12 protein-coding genes are annotated in these 16,857 nt (G+C 66.0%); 9 read left to right on the forward strand and 3 right to left on the reverse strand.

The window, feature by feature from the left end; all coding sequences use genetic code 11:
- Positions 1 to 36 precede the first annotated feature (36 nt).
- From gcvT to gcvP, 3 genes are all read left to right on the forward strand, one after another.
- Positions 37 to 1,158, forward strand: coding sequence for a glycine cleavage system aminomethyltransferase GcvT (gene gcvT, locus ASC94_RS04455; protein WP_056391260.1), 1,122 nt, complete (start codon positions 37 to 39; stop codon positions 1,156 to 1,158).
- Between the two features lie 44 nt (positions 1,159 to 1,202).
- A complete protein-coding gene (gene gcvH / locus ASC94_RS04460; RefSeq protein ID WP_056391263.1) occupies positions 1,203 to 1,586 on the forward strand; it encodes a glycine cleavage system protein GcvH in 384 nt (127 codons plus the stop codon).
- A 102-nt stretch (positions 1,587 to 1,688) separates the two neighbouring features.
- Entirely contained in the window at positions 1,689 to 4,589 is a 2,901-nt protein-coding gene (gene gcvP, locus ASC94_RS04465) for an aminomethyl-transferring glycine dehydrogenase (RefSeq protein ID WP_056391265.1), read from the forward strand.
- Positions 4,590 to 4,692: 103 nt separating this feature from the next.
- Here the strand turns inward: gcvP and ASC94_RS04470 are convergent, their stop codons facing one another.
- Positions 4,693 to 6,393 (reverse strand): hypothetical protein, encoded by a 1,701-nt coding sequence (locus ASC94_RS04470; RefSeq protein ID WP_157201274.1) that lies wholly within the window; start codon positions 6,391 to 6,393, stop codon positions 4,693 to 4,695.
- A 149-nt stretch (positions 6,394 to 6,542) separates the two neighbouring features.
- Here ASC94_RS04470 and ASC94_RS04475 point away from each other — a divergent pair, with 149 nt between their 5' ends.
- From ASC94_RS04475 to ASC94_RS04485, 4 genes are all read left to right on the forward strand, one after another.
- Positions 6,543 to 9,830 carry a winged helix-turn-helix domain-containing protein gene (locus ASC94_RS04475; protein WP_082616154.1) on the forward strand — a complete coding sequence of 1,096 codons (3,288 nt, stop codon included), beginning with the start codon at positions 6,543 to 6,545 and terminating at the stop codon, positions 9,828 to 9,830.
- A gap of 131 nt (positions 9,831 to 9,961) precedes the next feature.
- Entirely contained in the window at positions 9,962 to 10,129 is a 168-nt protein-coding gene (locus ASC94_RS32275) for a hypothetical protein (RefSeq protein WP_157201275.1), read from the forward strand.
- An 89-nt stretch (positions 10,130 to 10,218) separates the two neighbouring features.
- Positions 10,219 to 11,505 (forward strand): HlyD family secretion protein, encoded by a 1,287-nt coding sequence (locus ASC94_RS04480; RefSeq protein ID WP_056391272.1) that lies wholly within the window; start codon positions 10,219 to 10,221, stop codon positions 11,503 to 11,505.
- A 14-nt stretch (positions 11,506 to 11,519) separates the two neighbouring features.
- Positions 11,520 to 13,640: a peptidase domain-containing ABC transporter gene (locus ASC94_RS04485; RefSeq protein WP_056391275.1), complete on the forward strand. Its 2,121-nt coding sequence runs from the start codon at positions 11,520 to 11,522 to the stop codon at positions 13,638 to 13,640.
- A gap of 2 nt (positions 13,641 to 13,642) precedes the next feature.
- Here the strand turns inward: ASC94_RS04485 and ASC94_RS32280 are convergent, their stop codons facing one another.
- Complete coding sequence (locus ASC94_RS32280; protein WP_157201276.1) at positions 13,643 to 14,098, reverse strand: CCXG family PEP-CTERM protein; 456 nt, start codon at positions 14,096 to 14,098, stop codon at positions 13,643 to 13,645.
- A 242-nt stretch (positions 14,099 to 14,340) separates the two neighbouring features.
- Here ASC94_RS32280 and ASC94_RS04495 point away from each other — a divergent pair, with 242 nt between their 5' ends.
- Positions 14,341 to 14,709, forward strand: coding sequence for a hypothetical protein (locus ASC94_RS04495; protein ID WP_056391282.1), 369 nt, complete (start codon positions 14,341 to 14,343; stop codon positions 14,707 to 14,709).
- Positions 14,706 to 15,095 (forward strand): cupin domain-containing protein, encoded by a 390-nt coding sequence (locus tag ASC94_RS04500; RefSeq protein ID WP_056391285.1) that lies wholly within the window; start codon positions 14,706 to 14,708, stop codon positions 15,093 to 15,095. The genes ASC94_RS04495 and ASC94_RS04500 overlap by 4 nt, the downstream gene beginning before the upstream one ends.
- 32 nt (positions 15,096 to 15,127) lie before the next feature.
- Here the strand turns inward: ASC94_RS04500 and ASC94_RS04505 are convergent, their stop codons facing one another.
- Positions 15,128 to 16,795 carry a peptide chain release factor 3 gene (locus ASC94_RS04505; RefSeq protein WP_056392144.1) on the reverse strand — a complete coding sequence of 556 codons (1,668 nt, stop codon included), beginning with the start codon at positions 16,793 to 16,795 and terminating at the stop codon, positions 15,128 to 15,130.
- Positions 16,796 to 16,857: the final 62 nt, after the last annotated feature.

Genomic DNA, 16,857 nt, shown 5'->3' on the forward strand with positions numbered 1-16,857 from the left:
CTGCTTCCGTAAACCTCTTATCTATTGGACTGCCCCATGACGCTCAAAGCGACCCCACTCAATAACGCTCACCGCGCCCTGAACGCTCGCATGGTCGATTTCGGCGGCTGGGACATGCCAGTCAACTACGGTTCGCAAATCGAAGAACACCACGCGGTGCGCACCGACGTCGGCATGTTCGACGTGGCGCACATGTGCGTGGTCGACATCAAGGGCGACAACACCCGCGCCTTCCTGCGCGGCCTGCTGGCCAACAACGTCGACAAGCTGCAGGTGTCCGGCAAGGCGCTGTACTCGTGCATGCTGAACCCGCAAGGCTTCGTGATCGACGACCTGATCGTCTACTTCATCAACGAAGGCTGGTTCCGCCTGGTCGTGAATGCCGGCACCGCCGAAAAAGACGTGGCATGGATGCAGGCCCAGAACCAGGCCACCGGCTCGGGCGTGACCATCACCCAGCGCCGCGACGGCGCCAACGCCATGGCCCTGATCGCCGTGCAAGGCCCGAACGCCCGCGCCAAGGTATGGGAAGTGATCGCCGGTTCGCAAGCGGCCACCGCCGACATGAAACCCTTCAACGTGGCCTTCGTGCAGGACACCCCGTTCGGCGAGGCGATGATCGCCCGCACCGGCTACACCGGCGAAGACGGCTTCGAGATCGGCGTTGCCGCCGACCAGGCCGAAGCGCTGTGGAACGCACTGCACGCGGCTGGCGTGAAGCCCGCCGGCCTGGGCGCGCGCGACACGCTGCGCCTGGAAGCGGGCATGAACCTGTACGGCCAGGACATGGACGAAACCGTGAACCCGCTGGACGCAGGCCTGGCCTGGACCATCGACCTGGTGTCGGAGCGCGACTTCGTCGGCAAGGCCGCGCTGCAAGCCATGGGATCGAACGCCCAGTTCGTGGGCCTGATCCTGCGAGAAAAAGGCGGCGTGCTGCGCGCGCACCAGAAAGTCATCGTGGCCGGCTCCGAGCAGACCGGCGAGATCACCAGCGGCACTTTCAGCCCGACCATGCAGCAAGCCATTGCACTGGCGCGCGTGCCGAACGGCGTGAACGTGGGCGACACCGTGCACGTGGAAATCCGCGACAAAAAACTGGCCGCCACCGTGGTAAAACTGCCGTTCGTGCGTAACGGTAAAATCCTGGTAGCTTGACCCCCATCCTTAAGAACATCACCAATCACCAACTGGAGCCACACATGAGCAATATTCCTGCAGACCTGAAGTACACCGAATCCCACGAGTGGGTACGCGCTGAAGCTGACGGCACCGTGACCGTCGGCATCACCGAGTTCGCGCAGGACGCACTGGGCGATATCGTGTTCGTCGAGCTGCCAAAAGTCGGCACCGCCTATGGCGCCGGCGACGACGCAGCCGTGGTGGAGTCGGTGAAAGCCGCCTCCGACATCTACGCGCCGATCGCCGGCGAAGTGGTTGCCGTAAACGACGCCGTGGTCGATGCGCCCGAGTCGATCAACACCGACGCCTACGCCGCGTGGCTGTTCAAGATCAAGCCAGCCGACGCCGGCGCCATCAACGGCCTGCTGGACGCCGCCGCCTACGGCAAGAGCACCGACGCTTAAATCAAGCGTTCGCGCTTCGCGCATGGCGGGTTACGCGTTGCACGCTAACCCGCCCTACCCGCCCTACCCGCCCTCGAATACTTCATCTCGCCCCCCGCCATCATGACCCGTACCAGCCTGACCCAACTCGAAGCCCGCGATGCTTTCATCGCCCGCCACATCGGCCCGGACGCCAACGAGCAGCAGCAAATGCTCGACGTGCTCGGCTACGCCACCCGCTCCGCGCTGATCGATGCGATCGTGCCGCCGTCCATCCGCAACAAGAGCGCCCTGCCGCTCGGCCAGTTCTACGAGCCGATGCCGGAAACCGCCGCGCTGGCCAAGCTGAAAGGCATCGCCTCGCAGAACAAGGTGCTCAAGTCGCTGATCGGCCAGGGTTACTACAACACCCACACGCCTGGCGTGGTGCTGCGCAACATCTTCGAGAACCCAGCCTGGTACACCGCCTACACCCCATACCAGCCCGAGATTTCCCAGGGCCGCCTGGAAGCCATCCTGAACTTCCAGCAGGTGATCACCGACCTGACCGGCATGGGCATCGCCAACGCATCCATGCTGGACGAAGGCACGGCCGCCGCTGAAGCCATGACGCTGATCCAGCGCGTGGGCAAGTCCAAGTCGAACACCTTCTACGTCGCCTCCGACGTGCTGCCGCAAACGCTGGAAGTGGTGCAGACCCGCGCCCTGCCGCTAGGCATTACCGTGAAGACCTTCGACCCGGCCGAACTGGCCGGCGTGACGGACGCGTTCGGCGTGCTGCTGCAGTACCCGGGCGTCAACGGCGTGGTGCGCGACTACCGCGCCGACGTGGAAACCGTGAAAGCGGCCGGCGCCATGGTGGTGGTGGCTGCCGACCTGCTGGCCCTGACCATGCTCACGCCGCCGGGCGAATGGGGCGCGGACGTGGTGGTCGGTAACTCGCAGCGCTTCGGCGTACCGCTGGGCTTTGGCGGCCCGCACGCCGGCTACCTGTCCACCCGCGACGACTTCAAGCGCTCGATGCCGGGCCGCCTGGTCGGCGTGACCATCGACCAGCAAGGCAACAAGGCCTACCGCCTGGCCCTGCAGACCCGCGAGCAGCACATCCGCCGCGAAAAAGCCACCTCCAACATCTGCACCGCGCAGGTGCTGCTGGCGGTGATCGCCTCGATGTACGCCGTCTACCACGGTCCTGCCGGCCTGCTGCAGATCGCCAAGCGCGTGCACCGCTACACCGGCATCCTGGCCGCCAACCTGCGCACGCTGGGCTACAGCATCAACGACACTTTCTTCGACACGCTGACCGTCAAGACCGCCAACGCCGCCGCGCTGCACGCCGCCGCTGAAGCGAACGGCGTGAACCTGCGCAAGATCGACGCCAACCACGTCGGCGTTTCGCTGGACGAGACCATCACCCGCGACGACATCGCCACCCTGTGGACCGTGTTCGCCACCGGCATCGAGGGTGCCAATGCGGCCGCCGCCGCGCCGGACTTCGACAGCGTGGAAGCGGGCGTGGACGACAGCTTCCCTGAAGCGCTGGCCCGCAGCTCGGCCTACCTGACGCACCCGGTGTTCAACCGCTACCACTCCGAAACCGAAATGCTGCGCTACCTGCGCAGCCTGGCGGACAAGGACCTGGCGCTGGACCGCACCATGATCCCGCTCGGCTCGTGCACCATGAAGCTGAACGCCACCAGCGAAATGATCCCGGTCACCTGGCCCGAGTTCTCGGCCATCCACCCGTTTGCGCCGAACGAGCAGACCGTGGGCTACCGCGAAATGATCGCCCAGCTGGAAGACATGCTGTGCGCCGTCACCGGCTACGCCGCCGTGTCGCTGCAGCCCAACGCCGGCTCGCAAGGCGAATACGCCGGCCTGCTGGTGATCCAGAAGTACCACCAGTCGCGCGGCGAAGGCCACCGCAATATCTGCCTGATCCCATCGTCGGCGCACGGCACCAACCCCGCGTCGGCCAATATGGTCGGCATGCAGGTGGTGGTCACCGCGTGCGATGAGCGCGGCAACGTGGACCTGGCCGACCTGAAAGCCAAGGCCGAGCAGCACTCGAAGAACCTGGCCTGCGTGATGGTCACCTACCCTTCCACCCACGGCGTGTTCGAAGACGGCATCCAGGAACTGTGCGAGATCATCCACGCGCACGGCGGCCAGGTCTACATCGACGGCGCCAACATGAATGCACTGGTGGGCGTGGCGGCGCCGGGCGCGTTCGGCGGCGACGTGTCGCACCTGAACCTGCACAAAACCTTCTGCATCCCGCACGGCGGCGGCGGCCCCGGCGTCGGCCCGATCGGCGTGGGCGCGCACCTGGCCAGGTTCCTGCCCAACCAGCGCTCGAACGGCTACGTGCGCAGCGAAGACGGCATCGGCTCGATCTCGGCAGCGCCGTTCGGCTCCGCATCGATCCTGCCGATCTCGTGGATGTACATCGCCATGATGGGCGGCGAAGGCCTGACCGCTGCCACCGAAACCGCGATCCTGAACGCCAACTACATCGCGCGCCGCCTGGCGCCGCACTACCCTGTGCTGTATTCGGGCCACGACGGCCTGGTGGCGCACGAGTGCATCCTGGACCTGCGTCCGCTGACCGATGCCACCGGCATCAGCAACGAAGACGTGGCCAAGCGCCTGATGGACTTCGGCTTCCATGCCCCGACCATGAGCTTCCCGGTGCCGGGAACGCTGATGATCGAGCCGACCGAATCCGAAGCAAAGGCCGAGCTGGACCGCTTCATCGACGCCATGATCGTGATCCGCGCTGAAATCGCCAAGGTGGAAAGCGGCGAGTTCGACAAGCTGAACAACCCGCTGAAGTTTGCGCCGCACACCGCCGAAGTACTGACGTCCGACAACTGGGACCGCAAGTACAGCCGCGAAACGGCAGCCTTCCCGGTGCCGGCGCTGCGCAAGCAGAAGTACTGGCCGACCGTGGGCCGCGCCGACAACGTCTACGGCGACCGTAACCTGATGTGCGGCTGCGCACCGATCAGCGACTACGAGTAGTACGCAGTACGGCCGGCGGGTTACGGCGCCACGCGCCTAACCCGCCCTACGGGCGCTGTGTAGGGCGGGTTAGGCGCCGCAAGGCGCCGTAACCCGCCGGTCTTTACCACCCCAGGTCCAGCTCGATATTCCCGTCCTCATTGAGCTGCACGCCGCGGCAGCCCGGCTGCGGACCGGCCGGCAGCACCATCTGCCCGGCCATCTGGCTGAACAGTTCCGTGGCCGCCACGCCGAAACCGGCCACCACTTCCTGCTGCACCGCGCTCAAGCTGGCTGCATTGCCTTCCCACTCGTTGCTCAACTTGTTCATATTGAGCAAGTGCCCCAGCGCGTCCGACACCATATACATGCCCACCACGCCCGAATCCGTGGCCGCCGGCGAGCGCTTGGGCGTCGCCACCACCCGGATAGCGCCATGGTCGTCTGCCACGAACTGCAGCCGCATGGCCCAATGCATGGTGCTGCGCGCCCAGCCTTTACCCAGGTTCACCTTGCGGTTGAACAGCGCCATCTTCTGGCTGGCACGGTCCCACTCATAGCGCATCAGCGAGCTGTACAGGTCTATGGTCAGGCGCGGCACGCCCATGCCGTCCGGCTGGCTGGACACCGTCACGCTGAACTGCAAGTCCTGTTCCGACTCGCGCACATGCGACAGGCGGTTGCCCTCGCGCCAGTGCAGCAGCACGTGGTCGCGGTAACCCCAGCCGCTGGCGTTCGGCACGAACACGGCGCGCGCGCCGTTGTCCATGGTGGCCGAGACGCCGGATTTCTCGTTGAACGACTCTTCGCGGTTCAGCCCGCCGTCCGGCGCCACGCGCAGGTTGCGGTAGTCGGGCAGCTGGGTCAGGCGCTGCTGGATGGGATCGATCAGCAGCGGCTTCAGGAAGCGCTTGAAGAACACCTCGCGCGACAGCACGGCGCGCGCCGCGCAGCCGGGCGCGTAACCGGGCCGCACCGCCGCCAGCCCGGGGCCGCCGGCCGCGCCGCGCCCGTCCGAACTGGCTTTGCGGCCCAGCATGTGGAGCAGGTTCAAGGTGCCGGCCGCCGCCACGCTCACGCTGCCGGGCTGCAGCTTGCTCAGCGCATCGTCACCCGGCATGGCGCGCACGGCCGCGTAACCCAGCACGAAGGGCGTGCCCGCTTCAGCCAGCCCTTTCAGCCAGGCACCGATGAAGTTGACGAAATTGCCAGCCAGCGCCGCGTCGCCGGTGCCCAGCTGGGTGCGGGCCGGATCGGCGTGCAGCAGGTCGCTATGGTCGAAGTCCAGCGCCAGCGCGTGCAGGCGGTAGCGCGTTTCGTCAAACCGCATCAGCGCGCGCGCGCAATCCGGGCTGGCGTCCCGCATCGCGCCGGTCAGCGCCACCGGCTCCAGCTGCAGCTTGACGTTGAACGCGAGTTTCCATCCAGCAACGGATTGCTTGCGCACATTGTTGCGCTGGCCCGGCGCATCGTAAAAACTGATGTTGCCACTGGTGAACAGCAGTTCCAGGCTGGCACTGCGTGGCGTGTGGGCGTCCAGGGTCAGGTGGGGCGCGGCCAGGCGGACGCGATCCGCGTCCGGACCGCCGACCATCATGCCGGCTTCTTCCAGGTTACCCACCAGAACTTCGGACGGCAGCTTGCCGGCTTTTTGCAGGCCTGCCAGTTGGGCGCGCAGCGTTTCCGGCGCCAGCGCCCAGACCAGATCGTAGCCGCCCAGCGCAGCCGGCGCGTGCAGCGCCGAGCCGTGCGGCGGCAAACTCATGGTGCGCATGCCGCCTGCTTCGACCGCGTTGCTAAAGGTAAACATGGATACATTTGACATCTTATATTCTTTCTTGAGGAAATGCTAATATCTAGCCTAATGGCATGAATCTACTGTAATGTTGATTACCTTCCGGCGCCTTCCTGAAATCTTCCGGTAGCGCAAGGCTTTGATTTTTATCAAGATTTAATTTGATCATAGGCAGCAGAATGAGCGACAGGGGCTTTCGTTTCGGCGAATGGCAAATCAATCCAGATAGCAATACGTTGCATAATGGAAACGAAAGTAGTCAGCTGGAACCACGTGCAATGGATGTTTTGCGCTATTTGTGCCGACACGCCGGTGCCGTTATCCCGGCAGAAGAGCTGCTGCAAGCCTGTTGGGGCAACATCGAACTGGGCGACAATCCGGTGCACAAAGCCATCACCCAGCTGCGCCGCGCGCTTGGCGATTCGAGCACGGAACCGCGTTTTATCGAAACCATCCGCAAGCGCGGCTACCGCGCCATCGCCGCAGTGACCGCCAACGTGGCGGCCGATGAAGGCGGCTGGCTGCAGGGGTCGCCCTTCCGCGGCCTGGAAGCGTTCCAGGAAAACCACGCCGCCGTGTTTTTCGGCCGCATGCAGGCCATTGCCCAGCTGCGCGACGTGGTGCGCAAGCAGACCACCGCCGGCTGTGCCATGGCCCTGGTGCTGGGACCGTCCGGCTCCGGCAAGACCTCGCTGGTGCGGGCCGGCCTGCTGCCGCAGCTGATGAAAACCCTGAGCAGCGTGGCCGAACCGGTGGCGCTGGAATGCACCCTGTACATGGATTGCGCGGACCTGGCCGAAGGCGGCCTGTTCCAGGCGCTGGCCGCCGTGCTGCTGGATACCGAGCTGGACGGCAAGCTGGTGTTCAGCGGTGAAAATGCCGAAGCCCTGGCCAAGCGCCTGGAAGGCGCCCACAGCGAAGCCGTGGTGGAGCGCTTGCGGGTGGGCAGCCGCCGTCCGCGCGTGGGCCTGTTCGTGGACCGCCTGGAAGCGATATTCCGCGCGCCCGGCATGAACGACGAGATCCGCGCTCGCTTTATCGCCCTGCTGGAACAGCTGGCGCGCTCCAGCGGCGTGCTGGTGATGCTGGCCTGCCGCAACGACTTCTATCCCGACGTGATCGCCCTGCCCGCGCTGATGGCGCTCAAGGCGCGCGGCGGCCACTTCGACCTGAGTCCGCCGGAAGGCGCGGACATCGCCCAGATCGTGCGCCAGCCCGCGCGCGCAGCCCAGTTGCGTTTCGAGCAAGACCCGGTCAGCGGCGCCAGCCTGGACGACGTGCTGTGCGACGCTGCGCGCGGCAGCCCGGACACCTTGCCGCTGCTGCAATACTGCCTGAACGAACTGTACCGCCAGCGCAGCGAAGACGGCACCTTGCGTTTCGCTGTTTTCGAGCAGCTGGGCGGCATCGACGGCGCCATCGCCGCGCGCGCCGAACAAGTGGTGGAGGCGCTGGAACCGTCGCAGCGCGCTGCGCTGCCGCACGTGCTGTCGCTGCTGGTGGACTTATCGGAAGAGCAAGGCGCTGTCACGGCGCGGCGCGCCGCCTGGTCCTCGCTGCACGGCGCCGAAGCGCAGGCGCTGGTGCGCGCGCTGGTGGAAGCGCGCCTGTTTGTCAGCGAACTGGCCAGCGACGTGGCCAGTTTCGGCGTCACCCACGAAGCCCTGCTGCGGCGCTGGCCGCGCGTGGCCGAATGGATCGAGCAGCACCGTAATGCGCTGCAGGTGCGCACCCGCATCGGCTACGACGCCGAGCGCTGGGCCGCGGCCGGCCGCCCACGCGACCTGCTGCTGCCGCGCGGCAGCCAGGTCAACCAGGCGCGCGCGCTGCTGGACCTGGATGGCTTCACCCTGGCGCCGCTGGAACAGGAATACGTGCGCATGTCGGTGCAGCGTGTCAAGCTGGCCGAGCGCATCAAGGTGGCCATGACGGCTGGCGTCACCATGCTGGCGGTGCTGGCCGTGATCCTCGGCCTGGCCGCGCGCAACGCCGAGCGGGACGCCGAACAGCAACGCACCGAGGCCGAGGGCCTGATGAGCTACATGCTGGGCGAATTCGTGGAAAAGCTGCGCCCGCTGGGCCGGCTCGACCTGCTCGACGGCATCAGCGGCAGGGCGCTGGCCTATCTGTCGTCGGCGCAGAGCACGGACGTCAGCCCGACCACCCTGTCGCAGCGCGCCAAGGCGCTGCACGTGATCGCCGAAGTGAATATCGCGCGCTCCAATTTCGCCAAGGCCACCGAGGCGCTGCAGGCCGCCCACACCATCCTGCTGCAGCTCGAACACACGAATAGCGACCGCAAGGTGCTGTACAAGACGCTGGGCGCGAACGCCTTCTACCAGGGCCAGATCCACATCCTGAGAGGCGAACTGGAGCTGGCCAAGCAGCAATTCACCGAGTACCGCGTGCACAGCGACAGCCTGGCGGCGGCCGATCCCGACGACAGCGACGGCTGGATGGAGCAGTCCTACGCCAACAGCAATCTCGGCGCGGTGGCGCTGTCGGGCGGACGCTACGCGGCGGCGGCCGACGCCTTCGCGGCCTCGGTGCAGCTCAAGCAGCGCGCCCTTAGCGCGCGGCCGGGCAACACCAAGCTGTCGGCCGACCTGTCCAACACGCTGTCGTGGCTGGCCGAGGCCAAGGCCAAGCAGGGCTTGCTGGGCGAGGCCATGGCCCTGTACCAGCGCGAGGAAGAACTGCTGCGCCCCCTGCACGCGGCCGCCCCCAACGACGCGCTGTGGACTTACCGCCTGGCCAACGCGCTGACCTACCAGGGCGAGCTGAAACTGGCGCTGGGCAGCCCGGCCGAAGCGCGCGGCAATCTGCTGAAGGCGGAAAGCCTGCTGTTCGAAGTCGTCAAGCAGGACCCCAGCAACCGGCAGTGGCAAACCGGCCTGTACACGGTGCAGTCGAAGCTGTTCGACCTGGACAGCGAACTGGGCAAACCGGCCGAGGCCCTGCCCCGGCAACAGGCGCTGCTGGACAAGCTGGCCGGCTTGCGCAGCGCCGACGGCAAACCGGCGCCCGCCAGCCTGCAGCAGCTGATCGCCGCGGCGCAGCAATCGCTGGCCACCACCCAGCTCAAGCTGGGCCACTGGGACGATGCGCGGCGCCAGCTGGCCGACAGCACGGCCGTGCTGGAGAGGCTGTACGCCACCAGCAAGAGCGCCGCGCTGGCTGCGCCCCGGCTGGCCAGCGGGCTGCTGATCCAGGCACAGCTCGAACGCGCCACCGGCAATGCTGAGGCCGCGCAACGCGCTTGCGTACAGGCCCAGCAGGTGCTGGCCGGCCGCGCCGAGCAGAGTGACGACTTTGCGCTGCTGGCCCCGCACGTGCGGGCCCATCTGTGCACCGGCGACCAGGCCCGCGTGGCCATGCAGCAGAGCCGGCTGGAACGCATGGCCTACAAGGAGACGTCTTACGTGCAGGCGCTGGGCGCCGCTGCGGCGCGCCCCGGCCGCCCGTGACCCGCACCGGCACCCTTACCTGTTTCACTGTAGTTGTAGCAAAGTTGTAGCAACGTTGTAGCAAAGCGGATACGCAGACCCGTATCCATTAACCAAGTAGTTCTCATTGAAGTCTATCTAGGAGTTTTATCATGCTGAAAGCTATCTTCGCCAACCTGACCCAAACCAACGCTGCTCCGGCCGCACCTGCAATCCGCGTGCTGTCGGCAGGCGAAGTCGCCGCTGTGGCAGGCGGTCCCGAGCTGGGCCACGACGTCAAGCCTAACGCGCTGATCGTCCCGCCGGCACCGGCCGTCTAAGCACGCCTCCGGGCACACGCCACTGAAGCAAGCCGGACCGGCCGCGAGCCGGTCCGGCGTTTACCCGTTTCCGATATGACATTCCCCGCATGAACGCCCTGTTCCGCGAACAGGCCATCCAGCACAAATCGCACCGATTACATGGCGCCGTCATCCTGGCCCGCACCTGGAGCTATCCCGCGCTGACGCTGTTTTTCTGCGCGCTGATCGCCGCCATCGTCGCGTTCGCCCTCCACTTCGGCTTTACCCGCAAGGAGACCGTCAGCGGCATGCTGGTGCCCGAACGCGGCAGCGTGCGCCTGGCCACGCCGCAGGCCGGCGTGATCAACCGCCTGTACGTGCGCGAAGGCCAGACCGTGCGCACGGGCGACCCGCTCTACCTGCTCTCCAGCGAGCGCACCAGCGCCAGCGGCGCCACCCAGGCCGCCGTCAACCAGTCGCTGCAGGCCCGCATCGCCCATCTGCAACATGAACTCGAACAGCAGGGCCGCCAGCGCGGCAACAAGGACGCGGAGCTGGCGCAGCGCCTGGCGAACCTGCAGGCCAGCTTGCGCCAGATCGACGGCGAACTGGCGCTGCGCCGCCAAAAAGTCCAGATCATGCGCGAAGTAAGCCGCAACGTCGCCGACCTGGCGCGCAGCGGCGCCGTCTCGCGCAACGCCGCCAGCGACAAGGCGGCCGAGCTGGTGGAGCAGGAAGCGCGCATTGCCGCGCTGGAGGTCACCCGTCTGGCCACCCAGCGCGACCTCGGCGCGCTGGCCGCCAGCCGGGCCGACCTGCCGCTGCAAAGCGGGCGCGAGGCGTCGCAGCTGCAGCGCGACATCGAGGCGCTGAAGCAGGCCGCCAGCGAAAGCGAAGCGCGGCGCGAACTCCTGGTACGCGCCGAACAGCCCGGCCGCGTGGCCGCCATCGTGCTGGACGAAGGCCAGGCTGTGGCAGCCGACCAGCGCGTCGCGAGCCTGCTGCCGCAGGACAGCGTGCTGGAAGCCGAACTGTACGTGCCCACCCGCGCGGCCGGCTTCGTCCGCCCCGGCACCGAAGTGCTGCTGCGCTACGACGCCTTCCCCTACCAGAAATTTGGGCAGTTCAAGGGCAGCGTGCGGGAAATCTCGCAAGCGACGGCACCGTTCGGCGAACTGCAGCGCGCCGGCGGCTATGCGCCCTCGGCCTCGGGCTCCTCGGGCGCGCCCGCGCTGGCCGCCGCCGAACCCGTGTACCGCATCCGCGTCCGGCTCGACGCGCAACACATCGCCGCAGCCGGCCAGCAGCGCGCCCTGATGCCCGGCATGCAGCTGGGCGCCACCCTGGTGCTGGAGCAGCGCACCCTGGCCGAATGGGCGCTGGAACCGCTGCTGGGCATACGCGGCCGGTTATAAGAGAAAGTTAGCTGATGATCAACCTGGGATGGCGCCGCAAGGCGCCGGTCTTCCTGCAAACGGAAGCGACTGAATGCGGCCTGGCCAGCCTGGCCATGGTGGCCGATTACCACGGCTACCGCACCGGCCTGGCTGCGCTGCGGCTGCGCTTTCCCATCTCGCGCAAGGGCGCCACGCTGGAGAGCCTGATGCGCATCGCGCGCGCGCTCAAGCTGGAGAGCCGGCCGCTGCGGCTGGAGCCGGCCAACCTGCCGGAACTCGCCCTGCCCTGTATCCTGCACTGGGACATGGACCATTTCGTGGTGCTGGTGTCGGTGTCGGCGCGCCACGTGGTCATCCACGACCCGGCCGTGGGCCGGCGCAGCTTGACCCTGGCCGAGTTCGGCAAACACTTCACCGGCGTGGCGCTGGAACTGCGCCCGGCCACCGACTTCCGCCCGGCGCGCCAGGAACTGCAGTTCACGCTGCGCGGCTTGATGGGCCATGTCACCGGCCTGCGGCGCGGCCTGGGCCAGATCCTGCTGCTGACGCTGGCCCTGGAATGCATCGCCATCGGCCTGCCCTTCTTCCTGCAATGGGTGGTCGACCAGGCACTGCTGTCGGCCGACCGCGACCTGCTGGCCACGCTGGCGCTCGGCTTCGGCCTGCTGGTCGTGATGCAGGCCGCCATCACGGCCGTGCGCGGCTGGTTCGTGGTGGCGCTCAGCGCCAGCATGAACTTCCAATGGTTCGGCAATGTGTTCTCGCACATGATGCGCCTGCCGCTGGAATATTATGAGAAACGCCACGTCGGCCGCATCATCGCCAGCTTCGGCTCGATCGCCGCCATCCAGAAGACCCTCACCACCGGCTTTGTCCAGGCGCTGGTGGACGGGGTGATGGTGCTCGGCACGCTGACCATGATGATGCTGTACAGCCGCACCCTGGCGGCGGTGGCGGCGGGCGCGGTGGCGCTGTACGCGCTGCTGCGCTGGAGCCTGGTGCATGCGCTGCGCGACGCCACCGCCGAGCAAATCATCCATGCGGCGCGCCAGACCACGCATTTTTTCGAAACCGTCAACGGCGTCCAGAGCGTGCGCCTGTTCGGCAAAGGCGAGCAGCGACGGGCCGGCTGGCTCAACATCCTGGCCGAGCAGTTCAATGCCGAGCTGCGCATCCAGCGCCTGACCATCAGCCACGACACCGCGCGCACCCTGCTGTTCGGCGCCGAGCGGGTGCTGGTGGTGTGGCTGGCGGCACGCGCCGTGCTGGACCACGAGTTCACGGTCGGCATGCTGTTCGCCTTTATCGCTTACCAGGACCAGTTCTCGCAGCGTCTCGGCGCGCTGATCGACAGGCTGGTGGAGTTCCGCATGCTGCGCCTGCACGGCGAGCGCGTGGCCGATATCGTGCTGACCGACACCGAAGCGGAAGGCCCGCACGATGCCGACGAGCCGGACTTGCCGGCGGGCGCCCCCAGCCTTGAACTGCGCGGCGTCGGGTTCCGCTATTCGCCCACCGAGCCGCTGGTATTCGAACAGGTCGATTTAAAAATTCAGCCCGGCGAATGCGTGGCCATTACCGGCGCTTCCGGCTGCGGCAAAACCACGCTGATCAAGATATTGCTGGGATTATTAACGCCGGAGCACGGCGAAGTATTTGTGGACGGCGTGCCAATTAAACGGCTTGGCCTAACCAATTACCGCCAGATGATAGGCACGGTAATGCAGGAGGACCGGATGTTTTCCGGGTCGGTGGCGGAGAACATCAGTTTCTTCGATCCGGAACCGGACTGGCAGCGCATCCGCGCCTGTGCGAAACAGGCGGCGGTGCACCAGGAAATCGAAAGCATGCCGATGGCTTATAACACCATTACCGGCGATAACGGCATCGGCATCAGCGGGGGGCAGAAGCAGCGCATCTTATTGGCCCGCGCCTTATACCGCCAGCCGAAAATCCTGGTGCTCGACGAAGCCACCAGCGAACTCGATATTGCCAACGAGAAGAGCGTCAACGCCACCATCCAGGCCATGGGGCTGACCCGCATCATCGTTGCCCACCGCCCGGAGACCATTGCCATGGCGGAGCGCGTGATTGTGATCAAAAACGGGCGTATCGAAGCGGAACCATGCCAGATTCTGGCTGAATCGTGCTGATTTCAGGCGTGTCTGCGGCGGCGGCGGGCAGCGCCCGTCACCGCCGGGGCGACGCCCGCCAGCGCCAGCGTGCCGGGCACGGGAACCGGGTTGTGCCCGTCCACATTGCTGAACGAAGTGAGCTGGCCATTGGCGAATTTGAATTGCGCCTGCTGGACGCCGTCGCAGCCATCCTCAAAACCGCAAATGGTCAGTGTATGCTTTCCTTTTGCCGGCTGGTTCATGCTGAAATCCAGGGAATTCGCCGCATCGGAACTGGACGCATCCCGGATATTATAAATGGCCACATCATGGGCTATGCCATCGAGGAAAGCCGCACCGGCCCCGCCAAAATCCGGCGATGCGCGGAACGGCCAGCTTCCGGCAGTGGCAGCGTCGAACGTAATAATTACTTTCCCGGCGAAATTTCCGGCGCCGCCGAATAAACCCGCGTGCGTCAGGCTGTTATAAGAAGCCATGGTGCGCTGGTATTAACTGGCGCTTTGAGCGCATTGTCCACCGCGCGCTGATACGCCAGTGCACTGGACTGGATGCCGGCGGTTGAGGCGGCGGTTGCGATCTTGATGACGCTGGCCTGGCTGGAGGCGGCGGCCAGCGCCGGAGGCCAAGCCCGGCGCTTTTTGTGCTGCGCAACATACAAGCCATTCCCTAGATTTTGCAAAAAGAGTAAGATAAGGAATCACTGTTCAGGAGGACGGCCATGAAGAGTTCCATCAAGGCGGCTTTGATTTCGGCCCTGCTGTTTCCGGGCCTGGGGCAGATATTGGTGCTCAAGCGCTTCGCGCGGGGCTGCATATTCCTGCTGCCCACGCTGGCGGGGGCGCTGTATATCTTGCGCGTGGTCATGGTGCAGGTGCATACCCTGGCCGGGCAGCTGGCCAACGGCACCCTGCCTTTCGATGTCACCATGATCGCCCAGCAAATCGCCGCATCCCGCACCGAAGGCCCGGCCATGACGGCCGCCACGCTGGCCTGCGTGCTGTGCTGGTCGGCCAGCATACTCGACGCGATTTTGTTCGGCAACGACCACCACTACCACCATCCCCACCCGCAGCAAGGACAATCATGAACCAGGCCCGAACCGCGCCCATCCTGCTGGCCTTGCTGGCCATATTGGCTACAGGCGCCCAAGCCCAAGGCATCAAGCGCAGCGTGGTGACCAAGGCCGACGTGGCGCAGCCCGGCCGGGAGGCGGTGGTGGCCAACGTCGAGATCGCGCCGGGCGTGGTGGCAGGACGCCACACCCATCCGGGCGACGAAATCAGCTATGTGACGGAAGGCGAAGGGGAATTGCTGATCGACGGCGAAGACCCGCGCCGCGTGAAAGCGGGCGAAGCCTTCGTGATCAAGGCCGGCGTGATCCACGACGCCCGCAACACCGGCACCGTGCCGATGAAGCTGGTGGGCGTCTACGTGGTGGAGAAAGGGAAGCCGCTGGCCTCCCCCGCCAAGTAAGCCGGGCCGGCTTTAGTCCAGCCCTGCCCGGCTCAGCTCAGCTTGGCCGCGTGCTCGCGCGTGGCGTGGAACTGCAGCTTGGGCCAGCGCTCCTGCGTCAGGCGCAGGTTGACGCTGGACGTTGCCAGATAAGCCATATTGCCGGCCGCGTCGTACGCCACGTTGTGGCCCAGCGCCGCTTCGAAGTCAGCCAGCGCCTTCTTGTCGTCCGACGACACCCAGCGCGCGCTGCTGATGCTGGTGCCTTCGAACACGGCATCCACGCCGTATTCGTTCATCAGGCGGCTGGCCACCACCTCGAACTGCAGCACGCCGACCGCGCCCAATACCAGCTCGCCGCCCTGCACCGGCTTGAACACCTGCACCGCGCCCTCCTCGCCCAGCTGCTGCAAGCCCTTGTGCAACTGCTTGATCTTCAGCGGGTTGCGGATGCGCACCTGGCGGAAGAAATCCGGCGCAAAGTAGGGAATGCCGGTGAACGTCAGCAGTTCGCCTTCCGAGAAGGAGTCGCCGATCTGCATATTGCCGTGGTTGGGCAGGCCGATGATGTCGCCCGCGTACGCCTCTTCCACCTGTTCGCGGGATGAGGCCATGAAGGTCACCACCGACGATACTTTCACTTCCCGTCCCAGGCGCAGGTGCTTGACCTTCATGCCGCGCTCGAAGCGGCCCGAGCATACGCGCAAGAAGGCGATGCGGTCGCGGTGCGCCGGGTCCATATTTGCCTGGATCTTGAACACGAAGCCGGTAAACGGCTGTTCGGTCGGCTCGACCACGCGCACGGTGGCGTCGCGGCCGCGCGGCGCCGGGGCCCAGTCGACCAGCGCCGACAGGATCTCGCGCACGCCGAAGTTGTTGATGGCCGAACCGAAGAATACCGGGGTCTGCACGCCGGCCAGGAACTGTTCCAGGTCGAAGGGGTGCGAGGCGCCGTTGACCAGTTCGACTTCCATGCGCAGCTGATCCATTTCCAGGGGGAACATTTCCTGCAGGCGCGGGTTGTCGATGCCCTTGATGATCTCCACCGTCTGGTCGGCGCTTTCCGAACCGGCGCGGAACAGCAGGATCTCGTCGTTCAGCAGATGGTACACGCCGCGGAAGTTCTTGCCCATGCCGATAGGCCAGGTCACCGGCGCGCACTGGATCTTCAGCACCGATTCCAGCTCGTCAAGCAGCTCCAGCGGGTCGCGGCATTCGCGGTCCAGCTTGTTCATGAAGGTGACGATGGGCGTATTGCGCATGCGGCACACGTCCAGCAGCTTGATGGTCTGCGCTTCCACGCCCTTGGCCGCGTCAATCACCATCAGCGCCGAGTCCACCGCAGTCAGCACGCGGTAGGTATCTTCCGAGAAGTCCTGGTGGCCGGGGGTGTCGAGCAGGTTGATGATGTGGTCGCGGAATTCGAACTGCATCACCGAGGAGGCCACGGAAATGCCGCGCTGCTTCTCGATTTCCATCCAGTCCGAGGTGGCGTGGCGGCCCGATTTGCGCGCCTTGACCGTGCCCGCCATCTGGATCGCGCCCGAGAACAGCAGCAGCTTCTCGGTCAGCGTGGTTTTACCCGCATCCGGGTGGGAAATGATGCCGAAGGTGCGGCGGCGCTGGGTTTCGCGCGCGATCAGCGCCGGCGTCTTGCCGCTGGCGGCTGCCGGGGCGTCGTCTTTAGTGTCAGGAATGCTGTTGTCGATGTCGTTGGCCATGTTCGCGACCATCACAATGGCCCCGCGTAAAACCCGCTATTTTACACGGGGCCGGGCATCGG

Origin of the sequence: Massilia sp. Root418 (assembly GCF_001425265.1) — a bacterium.
In the GTDB taxonomy this organism is placed as follows: domain Bacteria; phylum Pseudomonadota; class Gammaproteobacteria; order Burkholderiales; family Burkholderiaceae_D; genus Rugamonas.

What these genes read in the sequence shown, in the direction of transcription:
- gcvP (WP_056391265.1), top strand. Translation starts at nt 1,689, where the DNA reads ATGACCCGTACCAGCCTGACCCAACTCGAAGCCCGCGATGCTTTCATC.
- gcvH (WP_056391263.1), top strand. Translation starts at nt 1,203, where the DNA reads ATGAGCAATATTCCTGCAGACCTGAAGTACACCGAATCCCACGAGTGG.
- ASC94_RS04480 (WP_056391272.1), top strand. Translation starts at nt 10,219, where the DNA reads ATGAACGCCCTGTTCCGCGAACAGGCCATCCAGCACAAATCGCACCGA.
- ASC94_RS32280 (WP_157201276.1), bottom strand. Translation starts at nt 14,098, where the DNA reads ATGGCTTCTTATAACAGCCTGACGCACGCGGGTTTATTCGGCGGCGCC.
- gcvT (WP_056391260.1), top strand. Translation starts at nt 37, where the DNA reads ATGACGCTCAAAGCGACCCCACTCAATAACGCTCACCGCGCCCTGAAC.
- ASC94_RS32275 (WP_157201275.1), top strand. Translation starts at nt 9,962, where the DNA reads ATGCTGAAAGCTATCTTCGCCAACCTGACCCAAACCAACGCTGCTCCG.
- ASC94_RS04475 (WP_082616154.1), top strand. Translation starts at nt 6,543, where the DNA reads ATGAGCGACAGGGGCTTTCGTTTCGGCGAATGGCAAATCAATCCAGAT.
- ASC94_RS04470 (WP_157201274.1), bottom strand. Translation starts at nt 6,393, where the DNA reads ATGTCAAATGTATCCATGTTTACCTTTAGCAACGCGGTCGAAGCAGGC.
- ASC94_RS04500 (WP_056391285.1), top strand. Translation starts at nt 14,706, where the DNA reads ATGAACCAGGCCCGAACCGCGCCCATCCTGCTGGCCTTGCTGGCCATA.
- ASC94_RS04495 (WP_056391282.1), top strand. Translation starts at nt 14,341, where the DNA reads ATGAAGAGTTCCATCAAGGCGGCTTTGATTTCGGCCCTGCTGTTTCCG.
- ASC94_RS04505 (WP_056392144.1), bottom strand. Translation starts at nt 16,795, where the DNA reads ATGGCCAACGACATCGACAACAGCATTCCTGACACTAAAGACGACGCC.
- ASC94_RS04485 (WP_056391275.1), top strand. Translation starts at nt 11,520, where the DNA reads ATGATCAACCTGGGATGGCGCCGCAAGGCGCCGGTCTTCCTGCAAACG.